The sequence below is a fragment of the Streptomyces sp. 150FB genome, assembly GCF_000818195.1.
Classification (GTDB): Bacteria; Actinomycetota; Actinomycetes; order Streptomycetales; family Streptomycetaceae; genus Streptomyces.
Genome location: NZ_JTHL01000001.1, coordinates 9,588,202 through 9,604,352, shown reverse-complemented (window position 1 = coordinate 9,604,352; position 16,151 = coordinate 9,588,202). Strand labels below are relative to the sequence as shown.

The window sequence follows — 16,151 nt, the reverse complement described above, 5'->3', positions numbered from 1 at the left end:
CACTGTGCACTTGAGGGGCGGCGGGTCCACCGGCGGCGAGCAGCGAGTCCCGGGGACGCCCGCGGGACGGAATGCACACAGGATCGGGATCACTACGGGTGGCGGGAGTGCTTCGGATCCCAGTCGGCGTGTCGCCGCTCGCACGCCCCCGGTGATGGCGTCCGTGAGTGGAGGCAGGGGCCGTCGCTCGGCGCCGTGCCCCGGACCGTCTCGGCTCAGCCCCGCGTGTCCAACAGGGCGGTGACGTAGGCATCCAGCCGCTCCTCCACGGTTCGCGTCGTCAGCTCAGTCCTCCCTGCTTCCCGCCATGGCTGTGTGACCTGCTGTACTTCTTCCGAGAACGCCAGCGCGTCCCGTACCTGCCAGTACAGCCGTTCGCTCGCGACCGCTGCCAGTGCCCCGCCGGCCTCCTCATACGCCTGAGCGAACCGCAGCCCCCACGCCGGTCCGTGCAGCAGCGCGAGGTTGGTGGAGCAGTGCGCGACGTCCAGGTCCGCCGGGCCCCAGGACGTGGCCGCCCAGTCGACGACGCCGCTGATCCGGGGGCCTGCCGGGCCGGGAGGCGGCACGTCGAACAGCACGTTGCCGGGTTGGAAGTCCCGGTGCAGGAATCGCCCTTCATAGCGCGGCGGAGGCTTGCGGATGAGGTCGATCGCCGCGGTCCATGCCGCCGCGTCGGCGCACTTCGGAGCCACGACGGTGTCGGCAGTCGTCAACGCCTCGTACTTCAGGGGCCGCTCGGCAGGGCGCAGCGTGTGGATCGCCACGAGTTGACGGGCCAGCAGAGGGACTCGCGCCTCCAAACCCTCGTCGTCGAGGACGGTCCGGCCCGGCAGATGTGTCATGAGGAGCGACGGATACTCGCAATGCGCGGCGGTCGGATCAACGGCGATCAGGCCAGGAGCCGGCACATCGGCCCCCGCCAGCAGCGTCAGGGCGCCGACTTCCCGGTTCAGCCAGTTCTCGGCTTGCTCCACGTTGACGAAGGTCCGCAGCACCAGGTCACGGGTCCCTCCGTCCCGCGCCCCGATGGTCAGCCTCCGCATTTCGGCGGTGATGCCGCCGTGCAGCGTCTCGGTTCTGACGAGTCGTTCGCCGTTGTCCAGGTGCCGGCTCACCCAAGCCAGGGTCAACGGTCGGACGGACGCCGCCTCAGTGTGGTTGGTCACCGCGCCACCGCATCATCCGGACGGCAGCACGCGCAAAGGCTTTTACTCGAGTGTCTCCTGCCCGGCCCGGGCAGACCTCAGCCCGGCAGACCGTACGCCCGGGGGCCCTTGCGGCGCTGCTGGATGACCACGGCCACGATCAGCAGCGCACCCTGGGCGATGTCCTGCCAGAAGGAGTTCACGTTCAGGATCGTCAGGCCGTTCTGCAGCACGCCGAGCAGCAGGACCGCGAGGATGGTGCCGGAGATCCCGCCCTTGCCGCCCTGCAGCGCCACCCCGCCCAGTGCGGCGGCCGTGATGGACTGGAGTTCCAGGCCCTGACTGCCCGAGGTGGGCTGGCCGGAACCGGTACGGGCGGTCAGCAGGATGCCGGCGATTCCCGCGACGAAACCGGCCAGGATGTAACAGCCGACCACGTACCGGTTGAGGTTGATGCCCGCGAGCCGGGCGGCTGTGGGGTTGCCGCCGGTGGCATAGATGTTGCGGCCGATGTCGGTGTACCGCAGCATCAGGTGCACCAGCGCGGCGACGATGATCAGCACCCAGACCAGGATCGGGATGCCGATAATGCTGCCTCGGGCCAGGAAGACGAAGGTGGAGTCGGTGCCGGTGTACCCCTGGGCCCGGCCGTCGGAGATCAGGTTGGCCAGACCGCGCAGCGCGGCGTACGTGGCCAGCGTGGCGATGACCGCGTTGACCCGGCCGTAGACGATCACCAGGCCGTTGAGCAGTCCGACGCCGATGCCGACCACCAGGCCGACCAGGATGCCCAATCCCGCGCTGGCGCTGCTGGTGAAGACCATCGCGGAGGCAACGGAGGTGAGTCCGGCCGCCGAGCCGACCGAGATGTCCAGGCCGCCCAGCAGCATGACCGTGGTCTGTACCACGGCCAGGATGCCCACGATGGCGACGGTGGTACCGATCGTCTTGATGTTGGAGACCAGGAAGAAGTGGGAGTTCTGCGAACCTATCGCGGCGCAGAGCACGATCAGGGCGACGATCAGGCTCAGGTTCTGCACGCCGACGACATCCAGGGCGTGACGCAAGGGGTGTGGCCGCACGCGTGGCTCGGACCCGGCGGGCGCGGTGGGGGTGTCGGTCTTGCTCATGGGTGCTGTGCTCCAGTCGGGCTCAGGTCTTCGGCCATGGCCAGCGCCAGGACCCGTTCTTCGGTGGCCTCGGCCCTGGTGACCTCACCGGTCACGCGGCCGCCCTGCATCACCAGGATCCTGTCGGACAGGCCCAGCAGCTCGGGCATCTCCGAAGAGATGACCAGCAGGGCCATGCCCTGTGCGGCCAGGTCGTTGATGATCGAGTAGATCTCGGCCTTGGCGCCGACGTCCACACCGCGGGTGGGTTCGTCGAGGATGAGTACCTTGGGGCGGTGGGCCAGCCAGCGGGCCAGCACCACCTTCTGCTGATTGCCGCCGGAGAGCGTGGCGACCTCCGCCTCGATCGACGGTGTGCGGATGGAGAGTTGCTCGACGTGGAGCCTGGCGATGTCGGCTTCGGCCTTGCGCCGCACCACGTGCAGCTTGGCGAGCCGGTCGAGGACGGCCAGTGTGATGTTGTCCCGGATCGACCGGCGCAGCAGCAGTGCCTGCGCCTTGCGTTCTTCGGGTGCGAGACCTATCCCGGCGCGCAGGGCGTCAGCCGGGCTGCGCAGCCGGACCGGCCGCCCGGCCACCTCTACGCCGCCTTCGTGAATCGGCACCGCGCCGACGATGGCATGTGCCAACTCGGAGCGTCCGGCGCCGATCAGGCCTCCGAGGCCGACCACCTCACCGGCTCTGATGTCCAGGCTCACGTCCCGTACGTCGTCGGTCACCAGCCCGCGAACCGAGAGCACGACGTCGCCGGGCTCGCGTGTTTCCCGTACGAACATGTCCGCCAGGTTGCGGCCCACCATCATCCGCACCAGCTCGGTGCTGTCGGTCTCCGACACCGTACGGTCACCGACGTAGCGGCCGTCGCGCAGCACGGCCACCCGGTCCGCGATGGCGAAGATCTCGGACATCCGGTGTGACACGTAGACAACGGCGACACCGTCGTCCCGGAGGCGACGGATCAGGCCGAACAGCGCCTCCACCTCTTGTTCGGAGAGGGAGGAGGTGGGTTCGTCGAAGGCGATGACACTGACCTCGCCGGCCAGTGCCCGCAGGATCTCCACCAATTGCCGCTGTGCGGCGGACAGTTGCGAGCCGATGGTGCCGGGGTCCAGTACGTCCTGGAAGCCGTAGCGTTCCAGGTCGCGGCGGACCTGCGCGAACAGCGCCCGCTTGTCCAGCAGTCGGCCGCGGCGCGGCAGGGCACCGAGGTAGATGTTCTCCGCGACGGACACGTGCGGGACGATCTCCGGTTCCTGCTGGATCACCCGCAGACCGGCCCGGTGCGCCTCGCTCGGTGAGTGCAGGGTGACGGGCTCGCCGTTGAGCAACAGTCGTCCGTTGTCCGGCTGATGGTCACCGGAGAGCACGCGTAGCAGCGTCGACTTCCCGGCGCCGTTCTCACCCATCAGCGCGAGCACCTCGCCCGCTCGCACGTCCAGGCTGACTTCGGTGAGTGCGTGGACCGGGCCGAAGAATTTGCTGATCTGCTCGGCCCGGAGCCGGGGCGTCACTGTGGACGTCCCGGCCGCGGCCGATCCTGGGGTCGTCATGACGAGGGAAACTCCTGGATCACGTGGGGTCGAGACCGGCTCAGGTGCACTGGACGCCGGCCTTGGCGTAGTTCGAGGCGTCGACCAGGGCCGTCTTGGCGATCGACTGCGGAGGCAGCGGCGTACCGTTACGGATCTTGGCGACGAGCGCGTTCACCGCCGCGGCGCCCACCGCGTGACCGTCGATGAACAGGGCGGCCTTGTTGCCGCTTTCCTTCTTGGCCGTCCAGTCCTTGCAGGTGAGGTAGGCGCCCAGACCGACACCGATGATGTCGGCGGGGGCGAAGTCGCCGTTCTGCAGTGCGGTGACGGCACCGGTCTCGTTCTCGTCGTTGCAGCCCCAGACGACCCAGTGCTTGACGTTCTGGTTCGCCGTGATCACGGCGCCGGTCTTGTTCTGCGCGTCGACCACGGAGTTGTCCGTACCGACCTTGACGATCGGGACCTTCGCGCCGGAGGCGGCGGCGAAGCCCTTCTCCTCGCCCTGCTCGCGCTGCTGGCAGTCCGAAAGACCTTCCTGGTAGGCGGCGATGACCCGGGTGTCCGCCGCCTTCCAGCCGGCCGCCTTGAACAACTCGCCTGCTTTGGTGCCGACTTCGGTGCCCATCTTCACCGAGTCGAAGCCCGCGAACGGTGCGGGCTTGCCCGAGCCGTCGCTGATCGGGTCGTCCGAGGACACCAGCGGGATGTTCCCGGCGGCCTGGATGATCTGAGGGCCGATCTTCTGGTCGGGCACGACGACGGCGATTCCGTCGACCTTCTGGCCGACCTCTGTGCCGATGTCACTGATCGCCTTGTTGGAGTCGGTCCCCAGGTTGACCGTGACGATCTTGACCTTGCCCAGCTTCGCCGCCGCGGCCTTGGCACCGTTCGCTTCGTCGATGAAGTACTGCTGGTCGCCCTGCTTCTGCAGATAGGCGATGGTGATCTGGCCGCTCTTCGAGCCGGTGGACGTGCCGCCGGACGAATCGGTGGAGGTCTGTCCGCTGGAACAGCCCGTCAGCGCGAGCGCCGCGGCGACGGCCGCCGCGCTCGTGCCCGTCAAGGTCCTGGTGCTGCGTTTCATGTCAACTCCGCCTGTCGTGCTGGAAGTTCGATGGTCCGAGAGGTACGAGGAGGTGTCCGGGTGCTCAGCCTGCCGGGTGGACCGCCACGGCGATCTCGGCCGCTGACGCGGAGCCGTTCGCGGCCGAGATCGCTGTCAGTCGCACATAGCGAGCCTGGACCGGCGCGATCTGCACCGACTTCAGCAGGGCGTCCTGCGGCCAGGTGCCCGCCGGGGCGGCCGGCCGGTAGTTGGTGCCGTCACTGCTCACCTCGACCGTGTAGCCGGTGATGGTTCCGGTGCTGTCGCCGTCGAGGCGGGGCTGGTAGGTGAGTCCGGTGACGGTCCGCGCCGACTTGAGGTCGACGGTGAGCGCGATCGGCGGCGGGTCGGAGGCCGGGGCGGACCGCGAGTGCCACTGTGTGGTGACCTGTCCGTCGACCGCGTTGCTCACCGGGTATGCGTCGTCGGTGCTGGTCGCCGAGGCGGACTCGTCGCCGGGTGCGACGTAGTGCGGCCAGGGCCCGGCGGGAACCGTCGCGGCCGGAGCGCCGCAGGTGATCCGCATGCCTCCCCAGTCGGTGCGGTCGTTGTAGCCGCCGTCCCCGCCGTCGCTGACGACCAGGCTGATGACCTTCGCCGATCCCAGATTCACCGACAGGGCGTGGGTGGCGGTGCGGGTGACCGGCCCGCTGTCGTAGAGCTTCACACCGTCGCCCAGGATCTGGAAGCCGGCCGTGCCGCCGCTGGGATCGAAGTCGGCCGAGTCGTCGATGCCGACCGTGCCGGTGAGCGTGGAGCAGTTGCCCCCGACGTAGAAGTCCACGGTGGAGGGCGATGCGACGCCGATGCCCTCGGGGTACGTGGTGCCGTTCATCACCAGCGGTCCGCCGCCGGCGCCGTCGTGGTCCACCCTGGGTACCAGGTAGCCGCTGCCGGCGTCCAGCCACGGATGGTGGCTCAGCGCGCCGATGCCCGAGGGCGGCGCGACGGGCACCTGAACGGAACTGGTCTGGCTCGCGGTCGACTTCTCCGACACGCGATGCGGACCGTCGGCGCTGGAGCTGTAGGCGGCGCTCACGGTGAGAACGTCGGTGGCCGGCTCGGTGCCCGGCGGCGGAGTGATCCGCCACTTCCCCCGGACCTTGCCGCCGGTGCCCAGTTCGGCTTCGCGGGGCCTGCCCAACGCGGTGACGGTCCATCCGGTGGGCGCGTCCACCGCGAGGGAGACGTCCTTGAGCGGGCGCCTGCCGTTGTCGGTGAAGTCGGCCGTGGCGAGGAAGGGTGAGCCCGGCAGTACCAGTGACTTCGCGGCCTGGGCCGCCGCGGTGACGTCCAGCGGCGTCAGTGTGGTCGAGGGACTTGCCGACGCGCCACCGTTGCGGGAGACCCGCAGCAGCACCGCGCTGTGCGGGGCCACTGTCGCGGAGATGACACCGGCCGTTTCGGTGGTGGTGTGCTTCCACACGTCGCGCAGCGCGTAGTCGCTCGCCTGCGGCAGCCCGGCCTGTGCGGCGGTCGTCGAAATGACGTGGGAGGTCGTGCCGCGGTTGAACAGCGCGACCGCCTTGTCACCGTTGGACAGCGGTTTGGTCCACACCTGGGTGTCACCCTTGGTGGATATCGCCGTGCCCTGTACGCCGAGGCGGTCCTGGTCGACAGCCAGCACCTCGCGGTTGGTGAGCATCGAAATCGTGCTCGCGGAGAGCGACTTCACATCGCTGCCGATGATCAGCGGGGCCGCGACGACCGACCACATCGAGAACTGCGCCTGGGCCTCGTCGGGCGTCATGCCCAGTTCGGGGGCGACGTAGTCGGGGTCGTTCCAGTGGCCTGGTCCGGCCGCCTCGGGATGCTTGGCGTCGTCGTCCAGGTTGCGCAGCACATCCGAGAACACGACGTTGTGCGAGAAGCCGACGTCGGTGTCCGTACGCCAGGAGTTGCCGGTGGTGGGGCCGAACTTGTAGGAATCGTAGGCCGATCGGCCCGGCGCCGCGCCGGTGGACGGAACGAACGGGTTGCAGATGTTGAACAGCATCGGCCGGTGACTGCTGTTGTGCGTGAGGGCGTCGCTGAACTGGCCGTAGGCGACGGCGGGATCCAGGCCCTGCTGCTCGGCACCGCAGAAGTCGACCTTGACCGCGTCATAACCCCAGCCCGCGAACTGGTTCACGTCCTGCTGGTAGTGGCCGTAGCTGCCCTGGTCGGTGCCGCCGCAGCCGTTGATCCCTGAGTCTGTGTAGATGCCGGCCTTCAGGCCGAGGGAGTGGATGTAGTCGGCCACCGCCTTCATGCCGTCCGGCCACTGCGAGGAGCTGACGGTGATGTTTCCGGAGGCGTCCCGCGTGCCGCTCCACCAACCGCCGTCGAGCCATACGTAGTTGTAACCCGCGGCCTTGAGTCCGCGGCTGACGATCGCGTCGGCCTCGTCCTTGATGGTCTGCTCGGTGAAACTCGCGCCAAGACCGTAGTACGTGTTCCAGCCCTGATAGGGCGTCCGCGCCAGGTCGTTGACCGCGGCCGCCTTCGCGGGTCGCTTCTCCGGCTGCTTGTCCTGCTGTGCCGCCAGGGCCGGAGCCGCGGTGCCCAGCAGGGCCACCGTGGCCGCCATGGCTGTCGCCGCCAAGATCCGCCGGTGGGACCTTCGTCTGCCGCTGGTACGCGACGACCGGGTCCCTCTCACACTCAAACGTGCTGGCATGCCGCGCTCCTGACCGTGCCGAAGGCATCGTTGCCCTCGATGGTTTTTGAATTATTTACGACTTATTATTCGGGAGTCAACGGTTCCAGCGGACTTGCTTCCGCCTCGGCCGAGCTTGCGAACGCCTGCACCCACTGCCAGTGTTGTCATAATTTATGCAGGAGGCTGCCGTGAACTCAGGCGATCGGGAGGAGGCATCGTCCGTACGCTCCGCCATGCCTCGTCCGCGACCGGCATGGGAAGGACGTGGTGCTGTGGCACCGACGGAAGGGTGGGGAAACGATGGCGAGTTATGAGGGCCGCGGACTGCACGGCCAGATCGTCGAACGGATAGGCGTGCGCATCGTCGGCGGCGACTACCCGCCGGGCGTACCGCTCTTCTCCGAGCACCTGGAGGGGGAGTTCGACGTCAGCAAGACCGTGGTGCGGGAGGCCCTCAAGGTCCTCGCCGCGAAGGGCCTGGTACAGAGCCGTCAGAGACGGGGTACGGTCGTGCTGCCCCGGGAGTCCTGGAACCTGCTCGACGGCGACATCCTGCGTTGGCAGGGCAGACTGCCCCCGGACTTCGGCTTCCTGGAGCGGCTCGCCGAGGTCCGCGCGATGGTCGAACCCCCCGCCGCCCGGTTCGCCGCTCAGCGCCGCACTTCGCAGGACCTGGACACCATGCGGGCGGCGCTGGACGACATGGCGGCGGCTCTCCAGGACCCGGACATCATGGTCGACGCCGATCTCCGCTTCCACCGCGCCCTGTTGGACGCGGCCCACAACGAAGTGCTCAGCCGGATGGAGGTCATCCTCGCCACCGGACTCCAGATCCGTGATCGGTTCGTCCATCACAGCGAGCAGGGGGCCGACCCGATGCCCGCTCACCGCGCCCTTTACACCGCGATACTCGACAAGGACGCCGACAAGGCCGGCCTGATGGTGGAAGCGCTGCTCGGCCAGGCCGCCAGGGACTTGGCCGAGGCCCGGGAGCACGCCGAACGGCCCAAGACGCCTCCGGCCCGCGACACCTCCCGCGACACGGCCACCCCGGCAACACACGAGGCGGACGGCCATCACGCCGAAGAAGACCGGACCTTCCATCCCGTTTCCTCACCGAGACCGCGCTGAACGAACACCTGGGACGCTGCCTGAACGACGGCGGACTCCCGCTCGACGTCCGCATCGCGGGCGTCCCGATCGGGCCCGGACGACCCGAGGCGTAACGGTCAGTCGGCTCACTCGGGATCCAGCAGGTCGGCGCGGGATCGAAAGTCAAGGCAGCGTTTCCGGCCCGTTCCATGGCTTGTTGGGCGCTTTGCCGAATTCGCCGCTTCCATCGCTCCTAGCCTGTGACCTGACGCGGTCGAACGGTCGCGGAGTGTCGCGGATCCGGGGGGCTACCGGTGTCGGATCAGAGGGTCGGGTCGACAGGGCTGGGCCTGCCTGTTCGTGCGTGGGGCGCACTCCGGCACACCTCCTGACAGCCCGCCGCGAACGGTCGCGGATGACCGGCCGGTCCCTGAGAGAACGTGATCGAAGAACGCGATCTGGTCGTCGGCGCCGCGCGCCTGGCGCGTTGCGCACTTTCCGGCGCGGGGCCGAGGCCACGTCGCCGTTGCCGGCGACCCCGGGAAGGACACCTCCACACACCCCAACTGAACAGCTACCGAAGAGGCTTCCAGCACCCTGCCGAGCAAGAGGACCACCATGATCGCTTTGGTCGACCCCCTTTCCAGCGGCGTCTTCCTCTCTTCCGCCCTCAGGGAACGAGGCCAGGACTTCGTGCACTTGTACGAGAAACGCTTCTCAAGAACAGCCAGGAGCGACACGGGCGCGCCTGTCCTGATCGCGAGTGAAAACACGGCGGACACGGCGGCCGCCCTGCGCCGCCGGGGTATCCGGCACGTCGTTCCCGGCAGCGAGTTCGGCGTCGCGTTGGCCCATGACCTCGCAGCGGCCCTGGGCCTGCCGCGCAACGAGGACGATACGGCCGCCGCGCGGCGGGACAAGGCGCTGATGGGCGAAGCTCTGCGGAGGGCCGGCGTGCCCTGCGCGGGGCAGGCCGCGGTCGAAACGGTGGACGACCTGACCAGGGCACTGCGGCGCCTTGGACTTCCTGTGGTCGTGAAGCCCAGCCAGAGCTCCGGCAGTGACGGCTGCAGGGTGTGCTGGTCGGAAAAAGCGGCGGTGACACACTTCCTGGACATTCACCGACAGATGAACCTCGTGGGTCTGCCGAACGACAAGATTTTCGTACAGGAGTATCTGCAAGGTGAGCAGTACGTCGTGACAACGGTGAGTCTGGACGGCCGGCATGTGGTGTGTGAGGTGGCACGAAATGTCATCGAGGAGCTCGACGGCCTTCCGGTACGCCGGTACAACGTCAGCTCCCCAAGCCTTGGGGCAGCCGAGCGGGACGTGGTGTCCCACACCCTCGACTGCCTGGACGCTCTGGGTATTCGTCATGGCGCGGCCAACGCGGACGTGCGCCTCACCTGTGACGGCCCGCGCCTCATCGAGGTCAATGCGCGCATCCTGGGGCCGGTGCTCCACCCCGATCCGTACTTCGCCGCGTTCGGCAGCAGCCAGCAGCACTTACTGGCGGAGAGCCTCGACGACCCCGAGTCGTTCAAGGCCCACTCCTCCCGCACCTACGCTCCGCCGCAGGTGATGGGCAAGGCGTTCGTGCGTTGCTGGGAGTCCGGAGTCCTGACGGCGGTGCCGGGTCTGGCATCCGTACGCCGGCTCCCGGGTTTCCACAGCGTGCGGGGACTGCCGTGCGTCGGGCAAGCGATCCGGAAGAACACCCTGACCAAGGGCAGGACAGGGATCGTCTACTTCGTCCATCCCCAGGAGTCCGTGGTCCGGAAGTCTCTCGAGGCGCTGAGCAGACTGGAGGACGAAGGGGCCCTTTTCCGCGTCACGCCTGCACCGACCACGGGAAGCGGCTGTACATGAACGACGTGTTCTCCTCGCTGGCCGCGTGTGATTGCGAGACCACGCAGCAGATCGCGTCAGTGCTGCACTCCCGCAGGCAGGACCCGGACCAGTACCGGATGCTGCAGCGTTTCCTCACGGCCGTCGATGTCACCGCCGGACCGCTGCTGGAGATCGGCTGTGGTTCCGGTGAACTTCTCGCCGACCTCTGCGACCGGGCGCGTACCGCCACAGTTGTCGGCATCGACCACAGTGTCGACCTGTTGAGGATGGCCGGCCGATCGAGCGGAACAGCGGGGAACCTCAGGCTCCTGGCCGCCGACGCGCACCGGCTGCCGTTCGCCGCCGAGTCGTTCCCGACGGTCCTCATGTACACGTTGCTCAGCCACACTCCGGACATCCGCTCGGTGCTCCAAGAGGCACACAGGGTGTGCCGCCAGGGAGGGCAGATCGCCGTACTGGACGGCGACTACGCATCGGCAGACTTCTCGCTGGGCCCGCACGATCCGCTGAACGCTTGCGTGGCCGCCTGGCGCGCACAGTACGTCGTGAACACGCACGACCTGCGATCCCTCCCGCGCCTGCTGGAGGCGGCCGGCTTCCAGCTCATGCAGGAAGGTGCCCACAACTACACGGCCGCGCACTCGGCCTACGCGTACACCATCATCGACCGAGGCGTGGACACGATGCTCGACAGCGGGACGATCGGCAAAGACCTCGCTCGCTCGCTGAAGAACGAAGCGCGACGCAGGGCACACGACGAAGGGTTCGTCGGCAGCATCACCTACCGCTTCGCGCTGGCTCGCAAGCACCCAGCCGCCGGCACGACGCCCCCGAGAGCCTAGGAGCCGCGCATGCGTATCTGCGTTGTGGGCGGGGGCACAGCCGCGGCATGTCTCGTCATGGCCCTCGCCCGCGCACTCGGCTCACGAGATGTCGACCTCGTGATCGTGGAGCCCTCGGACCATCTGTGGCGCGGCAGGGCGTACCGGATGGACCGTGACGAGATCGTGGTGAACGCCCCGCCCGCCATGATGACGCTGGACCCGAACGATCCGGAGCACGCACAGCGGTGGCTCGCCCGTCACCACGACGGGAGCTGTGCTTCCGAACTGTGGACGCAGGAAGTCTTCCCGCCGCGGCACGTCTACGGCCGCTACCTCGAGGAAAGCCTCTCCCAGACCCTGGACGGCCTGACGGCCGCCGGATGGTCGGTTACGTGGCTGCGCCGACGCGTTGTGAGTGTCGCGCCCGACGGTGACAAGGCACTGGTCGGCCTGGAGGGCGGGGCCACCGTCCCGTGCGACCACGCGGTGCTGTGCGTCGGAGACCCGTCCGGTTACGACCCCTACAAACTCGCCGGTCACCCGTCCTACATCAGCCGGCCCTATCCCGTGGCAGCCACTCTTGACACCGTTCATCCGTCGGCCTCCGTGGCCGTCATCGGCTGCGGGCTCACCGCCGTCGACACCGTCCTGGGACTGCGGGCCCAAAGACATCAGGGGCGGATCACACTGCTTTCCCGCGACGGCATCCTGGCTGCCGTGCGCCGCCCACGACAGGGTGGGCGGCCGACGGTGATGACCCCGGAGACCGTCCGGGACCGGCTCGAGCGCTCGTCCTCACCTCCGCGGTTGTCGATGGTGGCCGCTCTGGCCCGGGCGGAAGCACTTCTCGCCGGGGCCACGCCAGGGCAGATCGCCGCCGAGACGACCATGGCGGACTGGGGTTTGAGACGTGTACGCCGACAACTCGCCGACCGGGAGCACGTACGGGACGTCGACTGGCTCCAGGTCACCACCTGGGCTCTGATCACCACCGTGCACCATTGGTGGCCGACTCTGCCCCGCAGCGATCGGCGGCAGTTCTTCCGCCGCTACCACCGACTGTGGGCGAGCTTCACCTCCCCCATGCCCGCCGCAACAGCCGGCACACTCGTCGAGATGGCCGACAGCGGTCAGTTGCGCGTCCTACGCGGCCTTGAGGACGTCACGCCCACGAAGCGGGGATTCCTGGTCATGGCGCAGCACCACGCGGTAGAAGCCGACGTCGTGATCGCCGCCGCGACCGCGGCACCGACGGACCGTCCAGCCACGCCCGCAGGCGCCCATGAACTGATGGACTCACTGATCCGTAACGGGGGCGGACAACGGCACCCGGACGGTGGCTTGCGCGTGCAGCCGGAAACCGGGCGGCTCGTCGACCGGAGCGGGAGGCCCCAGCGGTCGCTTCTCGCCCTGGGCTACCTCACGAGCGGCACCCACTACTACATGTCCGGCGTACCGATGCTCGTATGGCGCAGCGAAGCGATCGCCGCGGCGATCGCCGCCGACTCCCCGACCAGCGCGGCCTCGGCCCCACCAGGTCTGCTCACCCCCTGACCACCGCATGAGGCTCGACGCCGGGGGTGAACAGCCGCTGTCGCGCCGTGTCGGCAATGACGGGCCGGCGCTGCGGAGGTCATCCGGTCCCGTCGTGGCTCAGGTCGAAGACGGTGGGCGCGTTCGCCGACATCACCAGTTCGCGGTCCTCGTCGGTCAGACCCGCCTCATCGATGACGTCCACGGCGGCCCGCTGGCTCCAGCACGGGTAGTCGGTGCCGTACAGGACGTGGTCGGCGCCGAAGAACTCGACCGCCGTACGGATCGTCAGCGCCTGTGGAGCGACGGTGTCCACGAACAGTCTCCGCAGGTACGCACTCGGCGGCTCGGGCAGCGCGGCGATCCTGGCGTTCTTGTCGATCCGGCCCGCCTGGTAAGGCAGCAGCCCGCCGGCGTGGGTCTGGACCACCTTCAGCCCCGGGTGGCACTCCAGGATGCCGCTGAAGATCAGCCGCAGCACCGTGACGCTGGAGTCGAGCAGCCGTCCAACGGTGCGCTGGAACGCCTGGTCGTAGCCGTCCAGTGCCTCGCCGAAGGCGATGTCCGTGGGATGGACGATCAGTGGCACGCCCAGTTCGGCGACGCGCGCGTAGAACGGTTCCAGACGCTCGGCGTCGATCGTCTCGCCGCCGGTCATCGGCGGCAGGTTCACCCCCCGCAGGTCGAGTTCGCCGATGGCGTGGTCGAGCACGGCCAGCGCCTGCTCGGTGTCGAGCAGCGGAACCGCCGCGGTGCCGAAGAACCGGCCGGTGTGTTCGCGCTGTGCCTTCGCGATCTCCGCGTTGTAGGCGTACGCCTCGTCGACAGCCTCCGTGAGCGGCAGTTGGTCGAGCAGCCCGGACAGCACACCGGTGGTGCACACCACGGCGGTGTCGGGCCCGGTCACCGCTTCGGTGGCGGCGAGCCCGGCCTCCAGGTCGAACCACACACCTGGCAGCGGCAGGAAGCTGCGTCCGCGGTTGTAGTGGTAGCGGTATCCGTCCCCGTGCGGTTCGGTACGCGGATGGTCCGCGCGGCGGGCCATCGTCTCCATGTGCGAGCGGGGGAACCAGTGGAAGTGTGTGTCGACGGCGCGCAATTGCCTCACTCCTTGTGTGGTGGGCGCGGTGGATCGTCGGGTTCAGTCCTGGGCGCTGCGCGCCAGAACCCCTGCGAACAGGTCGCGGGCCTCCCGGTCGTAGGCGGCGTGGAGGGTGCGGAACAGTTCCAGACAGCGTTCCGCCGGCCAGTCGTCCGGCAGGTGCGCTGCGGGCAGTCGGGGTGTCTCCCGCAGGAGCTGGCGCCATGAGGTGATCAGGAGCAGATCCTTGCCGAGGGCGTCCCGCACCCCGGGGGCCGGTGTGGGAACGTCCCATTCACCGAGGAACTGCTCGTAGCGTTCGGTGAGTTCGTCGAGCTGCCAGGTCCGGGAGATCATGCCCTTCACATCGCTGAACTTCGGATAGGCGGTGAACGCCTCCACCCTGCGGCCCACCCCGGTGGGCAGCAACTGGTCGAGCACGTCCCCGAGATCGTGGTCCCCCGGCGCGATCCACACTCCGTCCCGCAGCAGGCCGAAGCCCTCCCAGGCGAGACGCCTGCGCAGCAGGTGCCGTTCGTTGCGCTGTGTCTCCGGCATCGAGAAGCTGAGGATGGTCCACACTCCTTCGGGGCCCGACGGTCCTGTCGAGTTCTCGAAGGTGCGCCTGTCCTGGTTGCGTACGACGTTCAAAGCCACCTCGGTGGCCTTGAAGTAGGCGATTCTGCCTCGGCGTTGACGCTCCAGCAGACCTCTCTCCGTCATCCGGGTCACGGTCAGCCGGGTGGCGTGTTCCGACACGTCGATCCGGCCGAGGACGTCGATGTAACCCGAGGTGGCGATGGGAGGGTTGTCGTCGACGCAGTAACGGCCGAGCATGGTCATCAGCACGGACTGCGGCGTAGGCATCCGATGGGTCCTCTCTGCCGTCTGCTGGTGGGGGGTGATCAGCACGGAGCTGGGAGCGTACGGAGAATCTACGCCGGACTCGCCTCGCGCCGGTGCAGCAACGGCAGTACGTACTCGGCGAGCGCCGACAGCGGCGTCTCGCCGTCGGCGCCGAGCAGCAGCCCGGCCAGTTCCCCCGCCGGTCCCTCGCCGAGTGACCGGCCGGCCAGCGTCACGAATTTCTCGGTGAGTTCGGCTCCGGTCAGCTCGTTGCCGGGATCTCCTTTGGCCCACCGGCGCTCGACGCGGACCGTCCCGGACACGGTGGTCACGTCGACGGTGGCGCCCCAGGCCGCGGGCTCCCCTGAGGCGGGAGAGGCGGCCGGGGTCACGGTCACCTGCCGGGCGAGGGCGAGCACCGTGTCGTCGGTCAGTGTCTCGGGGGTGAAGTCCCACGGTGTGCAGTGCCCCCGCACGGCGGCCACGGCGAGGATGAACTGCGCGCTGGCCAGGGCGTTCAGCGGCGAGCCGAACGGCGGCGGACGGTTGACCACCCCGGCCAGCCGGGCGGGCAGCCCGCACTCGATACGGCGTACCGGTGCCCCTCCGGCGTCGGCGCGAACGGTGAGTACCGCGTCGATCGCGGCCTGCAGATGCTTCGCGCCGGCGTGCCCCTTCATGCTCAGCTCCGGAAGCAGATAGCTGCCGGGGAGGGCCCTGCCGGGCTCCCGGCGCAGTGGCGACCGGGGGTCGTCGAGGATGTCGAGGGGGCCGCGCCAGCCCGCGCCCGCGGTGAACGCGGCGTCCACGGCGCGCTCGGCGGCGAGCCCGCTCAGCAGATACCGTCCGTCGGAGTCGGCCGTCGTACCCGCCACGCTGCCGCCGGCGTGCTGGGCGGCCAGCGCGATCGCCGACGCGGTGACTGTCCGGGAGTGCCCCAGCAGGACGGAGACGGCCGCCGCCCCGCCGAGCGGCGCGAGCAGTGCGGTCGGCCACCAGCCGCGCTGGATCAGCAGGTCGCCGCGGACGGCGATCGCGGCGGCGACGGCGACCTCGTAGCCGACGAGACACGCCCGAAGGATCTCCTCCCAGGTGAGGGCGGGGCATGTGCCGAGGACGCCGAGGACGGCGGGGAGCACCACATAGCCGGGACACACCACGGACGCCCGGTGGATGGCGCCGACCTCCCAGCAGTTCGCGTAGACACCGCAGGTGAACGCGGTACGACGGGCCGCGCCGCCCGGCCCCTGCCGCCCGCCGTCCAGGTTCCCGAGCCGACGTACGGCCGGGTGCAGGGTGGTGTGTCCCGCCAGAATGCCGCCGAGCGCGTCGGTCAGGTGCGCCCGCGCCGAGGCGCGCACGGTGGCC

General features: G+C 69.0%; 12 protein-coding genes. 4 read left to right on the top strand and 8 right to left on the bottom strand.

What is annotated here, in order from left to right:
* Positions 1-215: 215 nt before the first annotated feature.
* From QR77_RS40985 to QR77_RS40965, 5 genes are all read right to left on the bottom strand, one after another.
* The gene (locus QR77_RS40985) at positions 216-1,169 is read right to left on the bottom strand and encodes an aminoglycoside phosphotransferase family protein (RefSeq protein ID WP_040026958.1); all 954 of its coding nucleotides are present in this window, start codon (positions 1,167-1,169) and stop codon (positions 216-218) included.
* Between the two features lie 77 nt (positions 1,170-1,246).
* Positions 1,247-2,278 carry an ABC transporter permease gene (locus QR77_RS40980; protein ID WP_040026957.1) on the bottom strand — a complete coding sequence of 344 codons (1,032 nt, stop codon included), beginning with the start codon at positions 2,276-2,278 and terminating at the stop codon, positions 1,247-1,249.
* Entirely contained in the window at positions 2,275-3,828 is a 1,554-nt protein-coding gene (locus QR77_RS40975) for a sugar ABC transporter ATP-binding protein (RefSeq protein ID WP_052489498.1), read from the bottom strand. Before QR77_RS40975 ends, QR77_RS40980 begins: the two co-directional genes overlap by 4 nt.
* 40 nt (positions 3,829-3,868) lie before the next feature.
* A complete protein-coding gene (locus tag QR77_RS40970; RefSeq protein WP_052489497.1) occupies positions 3,869-4,894 on the bottom strand; it encodes a substrate-binding domain-containing protein in 1,026 nt (341 codons plus the stop codon).
* 64 nt (positions 4,895-4,958) lie between these two features.
* Positions 4,959-7,499, bottom strand: coding sequence for an NPCBM/NEW2 domain-containing protein (locus QR77_RS40965; protein ID WP_201778872.1), 2,541 nt, complete (start codon positions 7,497-7,499; stop codon positions 4,959-4,961).
* 357 nt (positions 7,500-7,856) lie between these two features.
* On the opposite strand from QR77_RS40965, the gene QR77_RS40960 reads away from it, so the two are divergent.
* The 4 genes from QR77_RS40960 (at position 7,857) to QR77_RS40945 (ending at position 12,877) form a co-directional block, all read left to right on the top strand.
* Complete coding sequence (locus QR77_RS40960) at positions 7,857-8,687, top strand: FadR/GntR family transcriptional regulator (RefSeq protein ID WP_063798145.1); 831 nt, start codon at positions 7,857-7,859, stop codon at positions 8,685-8,687.
* Between the two features lie 579 nt (positions 8,688-9,266).
* Complete coding sequence (locus QR77_RS40955; RefSeq protein WP_040026954.1) at positions 9,267-10,517, top strand: ATP-grasp domain-containing protein; 1,251 nt, start codon at positions 9,267-9,269, stop codon at positions 10,515-10,517.
* Positions 10,514-11,341, top strand: a complete 828-nt coding sequence (locus QR77_RS42705) for a methyltransferase domain-containing protein (protein ID WP_052489496.1) — start codon at positions 10,514-10,516, stop codon at positions 11,339-11,341. Before QR77_RS40955 ends, QR77_RS42705 begins: the two co-directional genes overlap by 4 nt.
* A gap of 9 nt (positions 11,342-11,350) precedes the next feature.
* On the top strand, positions 11,351-12,877 hold the full coding sequence (locus QR77_RS40945) for an FAD/NAD(P)-binding protein (protein ID WP_078877719.1): 1,527 nt from the start codon (positions 11,351-11,353) through the stop codon (positions 12,875-12,877).
* A gap of 79 nt (positions 12,878-12,956) precedes the next feature.
* Here the strand turns inward: QR77_RS40945 and QR77_RS42700 are convergent, their stop codons facing one another.
* The 3 genes from QR77_RS42700 to QR77_RS40930 form a co-directional block, all read right to left on the bottom strand.
* On the bottom strand, positions 12,957-13,955 hold the full coding sequence (locus QR77_RS42700) for an amidohydrolase family protein (RefSeq protein WP_052489495.1): 999 nt from the start codon (positions 13,953-13,955) through the stop codon (positions 12,957-12,959).
* A gap of 42 nt (positions 13,956-13,997) precedes the next feature.
* Complete coding sequence (locus QR77_RS40935) at positions 13,998-14,804, bottom strand: PaaX family transcriptional regulator C-terminal domain-containing protein (RefSeq protein WP_052489494.1); 807 nt, start codon at positions 14,802-14,804, stop codon at positions 13,998-14,000.
* A gap of 68 nt (positions 14,805-14,872) precedes the next feature.
* Positions 14,873-16,151, bottom strand: a 1,279-nt coding sequence (locus QR77_RS40930) for an MmgE/PrpD family protein (RefSeq protein ID WP_078877956.1), incomplete at its 5' end; no start/stop codon positions are given.

What these genes read in the sequence shown, in the direction of transcription:
- QR77_RS40975 (WP_052489498.1), bottom strand. Translation starts at nt 3,828, where the DNA reads ATGACGACCCCAGGATCGGCCGCGGCCGGGACGTCCACAGTGACGCCC.
- QR77_RS42705 (WP_052489496.1), top strand. Translation starts at nt 10,514, where the DNA reads ATGAACGACGTGTTCTCCTCGCTGGCCGCGTGTGATTGCGAGACCACG.
- QR77_RS40955 (WP_040026954.1), top strand. Translation starts at nt 9,267, where the DNA reads ATGATCGCTTTGGTCGACCCCCTTTCCAGCGGCGTCTTCCTCTCTTCC.
- QR77_RS40970 (WP_052489497.1), bottom strand. Translation starts at nt 4,894, where the DNA reads ATGAAACGCAGCACCAGGACCTTGACGGGCACGAGCGCGGCGGCCGTC.
- QR77_RS40945 (WP_078877719.1), top strand. Translation starts at nt 11,351, where the DNA reads ATGCGTATCTGCGTTGTGGGCGGGGGCACAGCCGCGGCATGTCTCGTC.
- QR77_RS40960 (WP_063798145.1), top strand. Translation starts at nt 7,857, where the DNA reads ATGGCGAGTTATGAGGGCCGCGGACTGCACGGCCAGATCGTCGAACGG.
- QR77_RS40935 (WP_052489494.1), bottom strand. Translation starts at nt 14,804, where the DNA reads ATGCCTACGCCGCAGTCCGTGCTGATGACCATGCTCGGCCGTTACTGC.
- QR77_RS40980 (WP_040026957.1), bottom strand. Translation starts at nt 2,278, where the DNA reads ATGAGCAAGACCGACACCCCCACCGCGCCCGCCGGGTCCGAGCCACGC.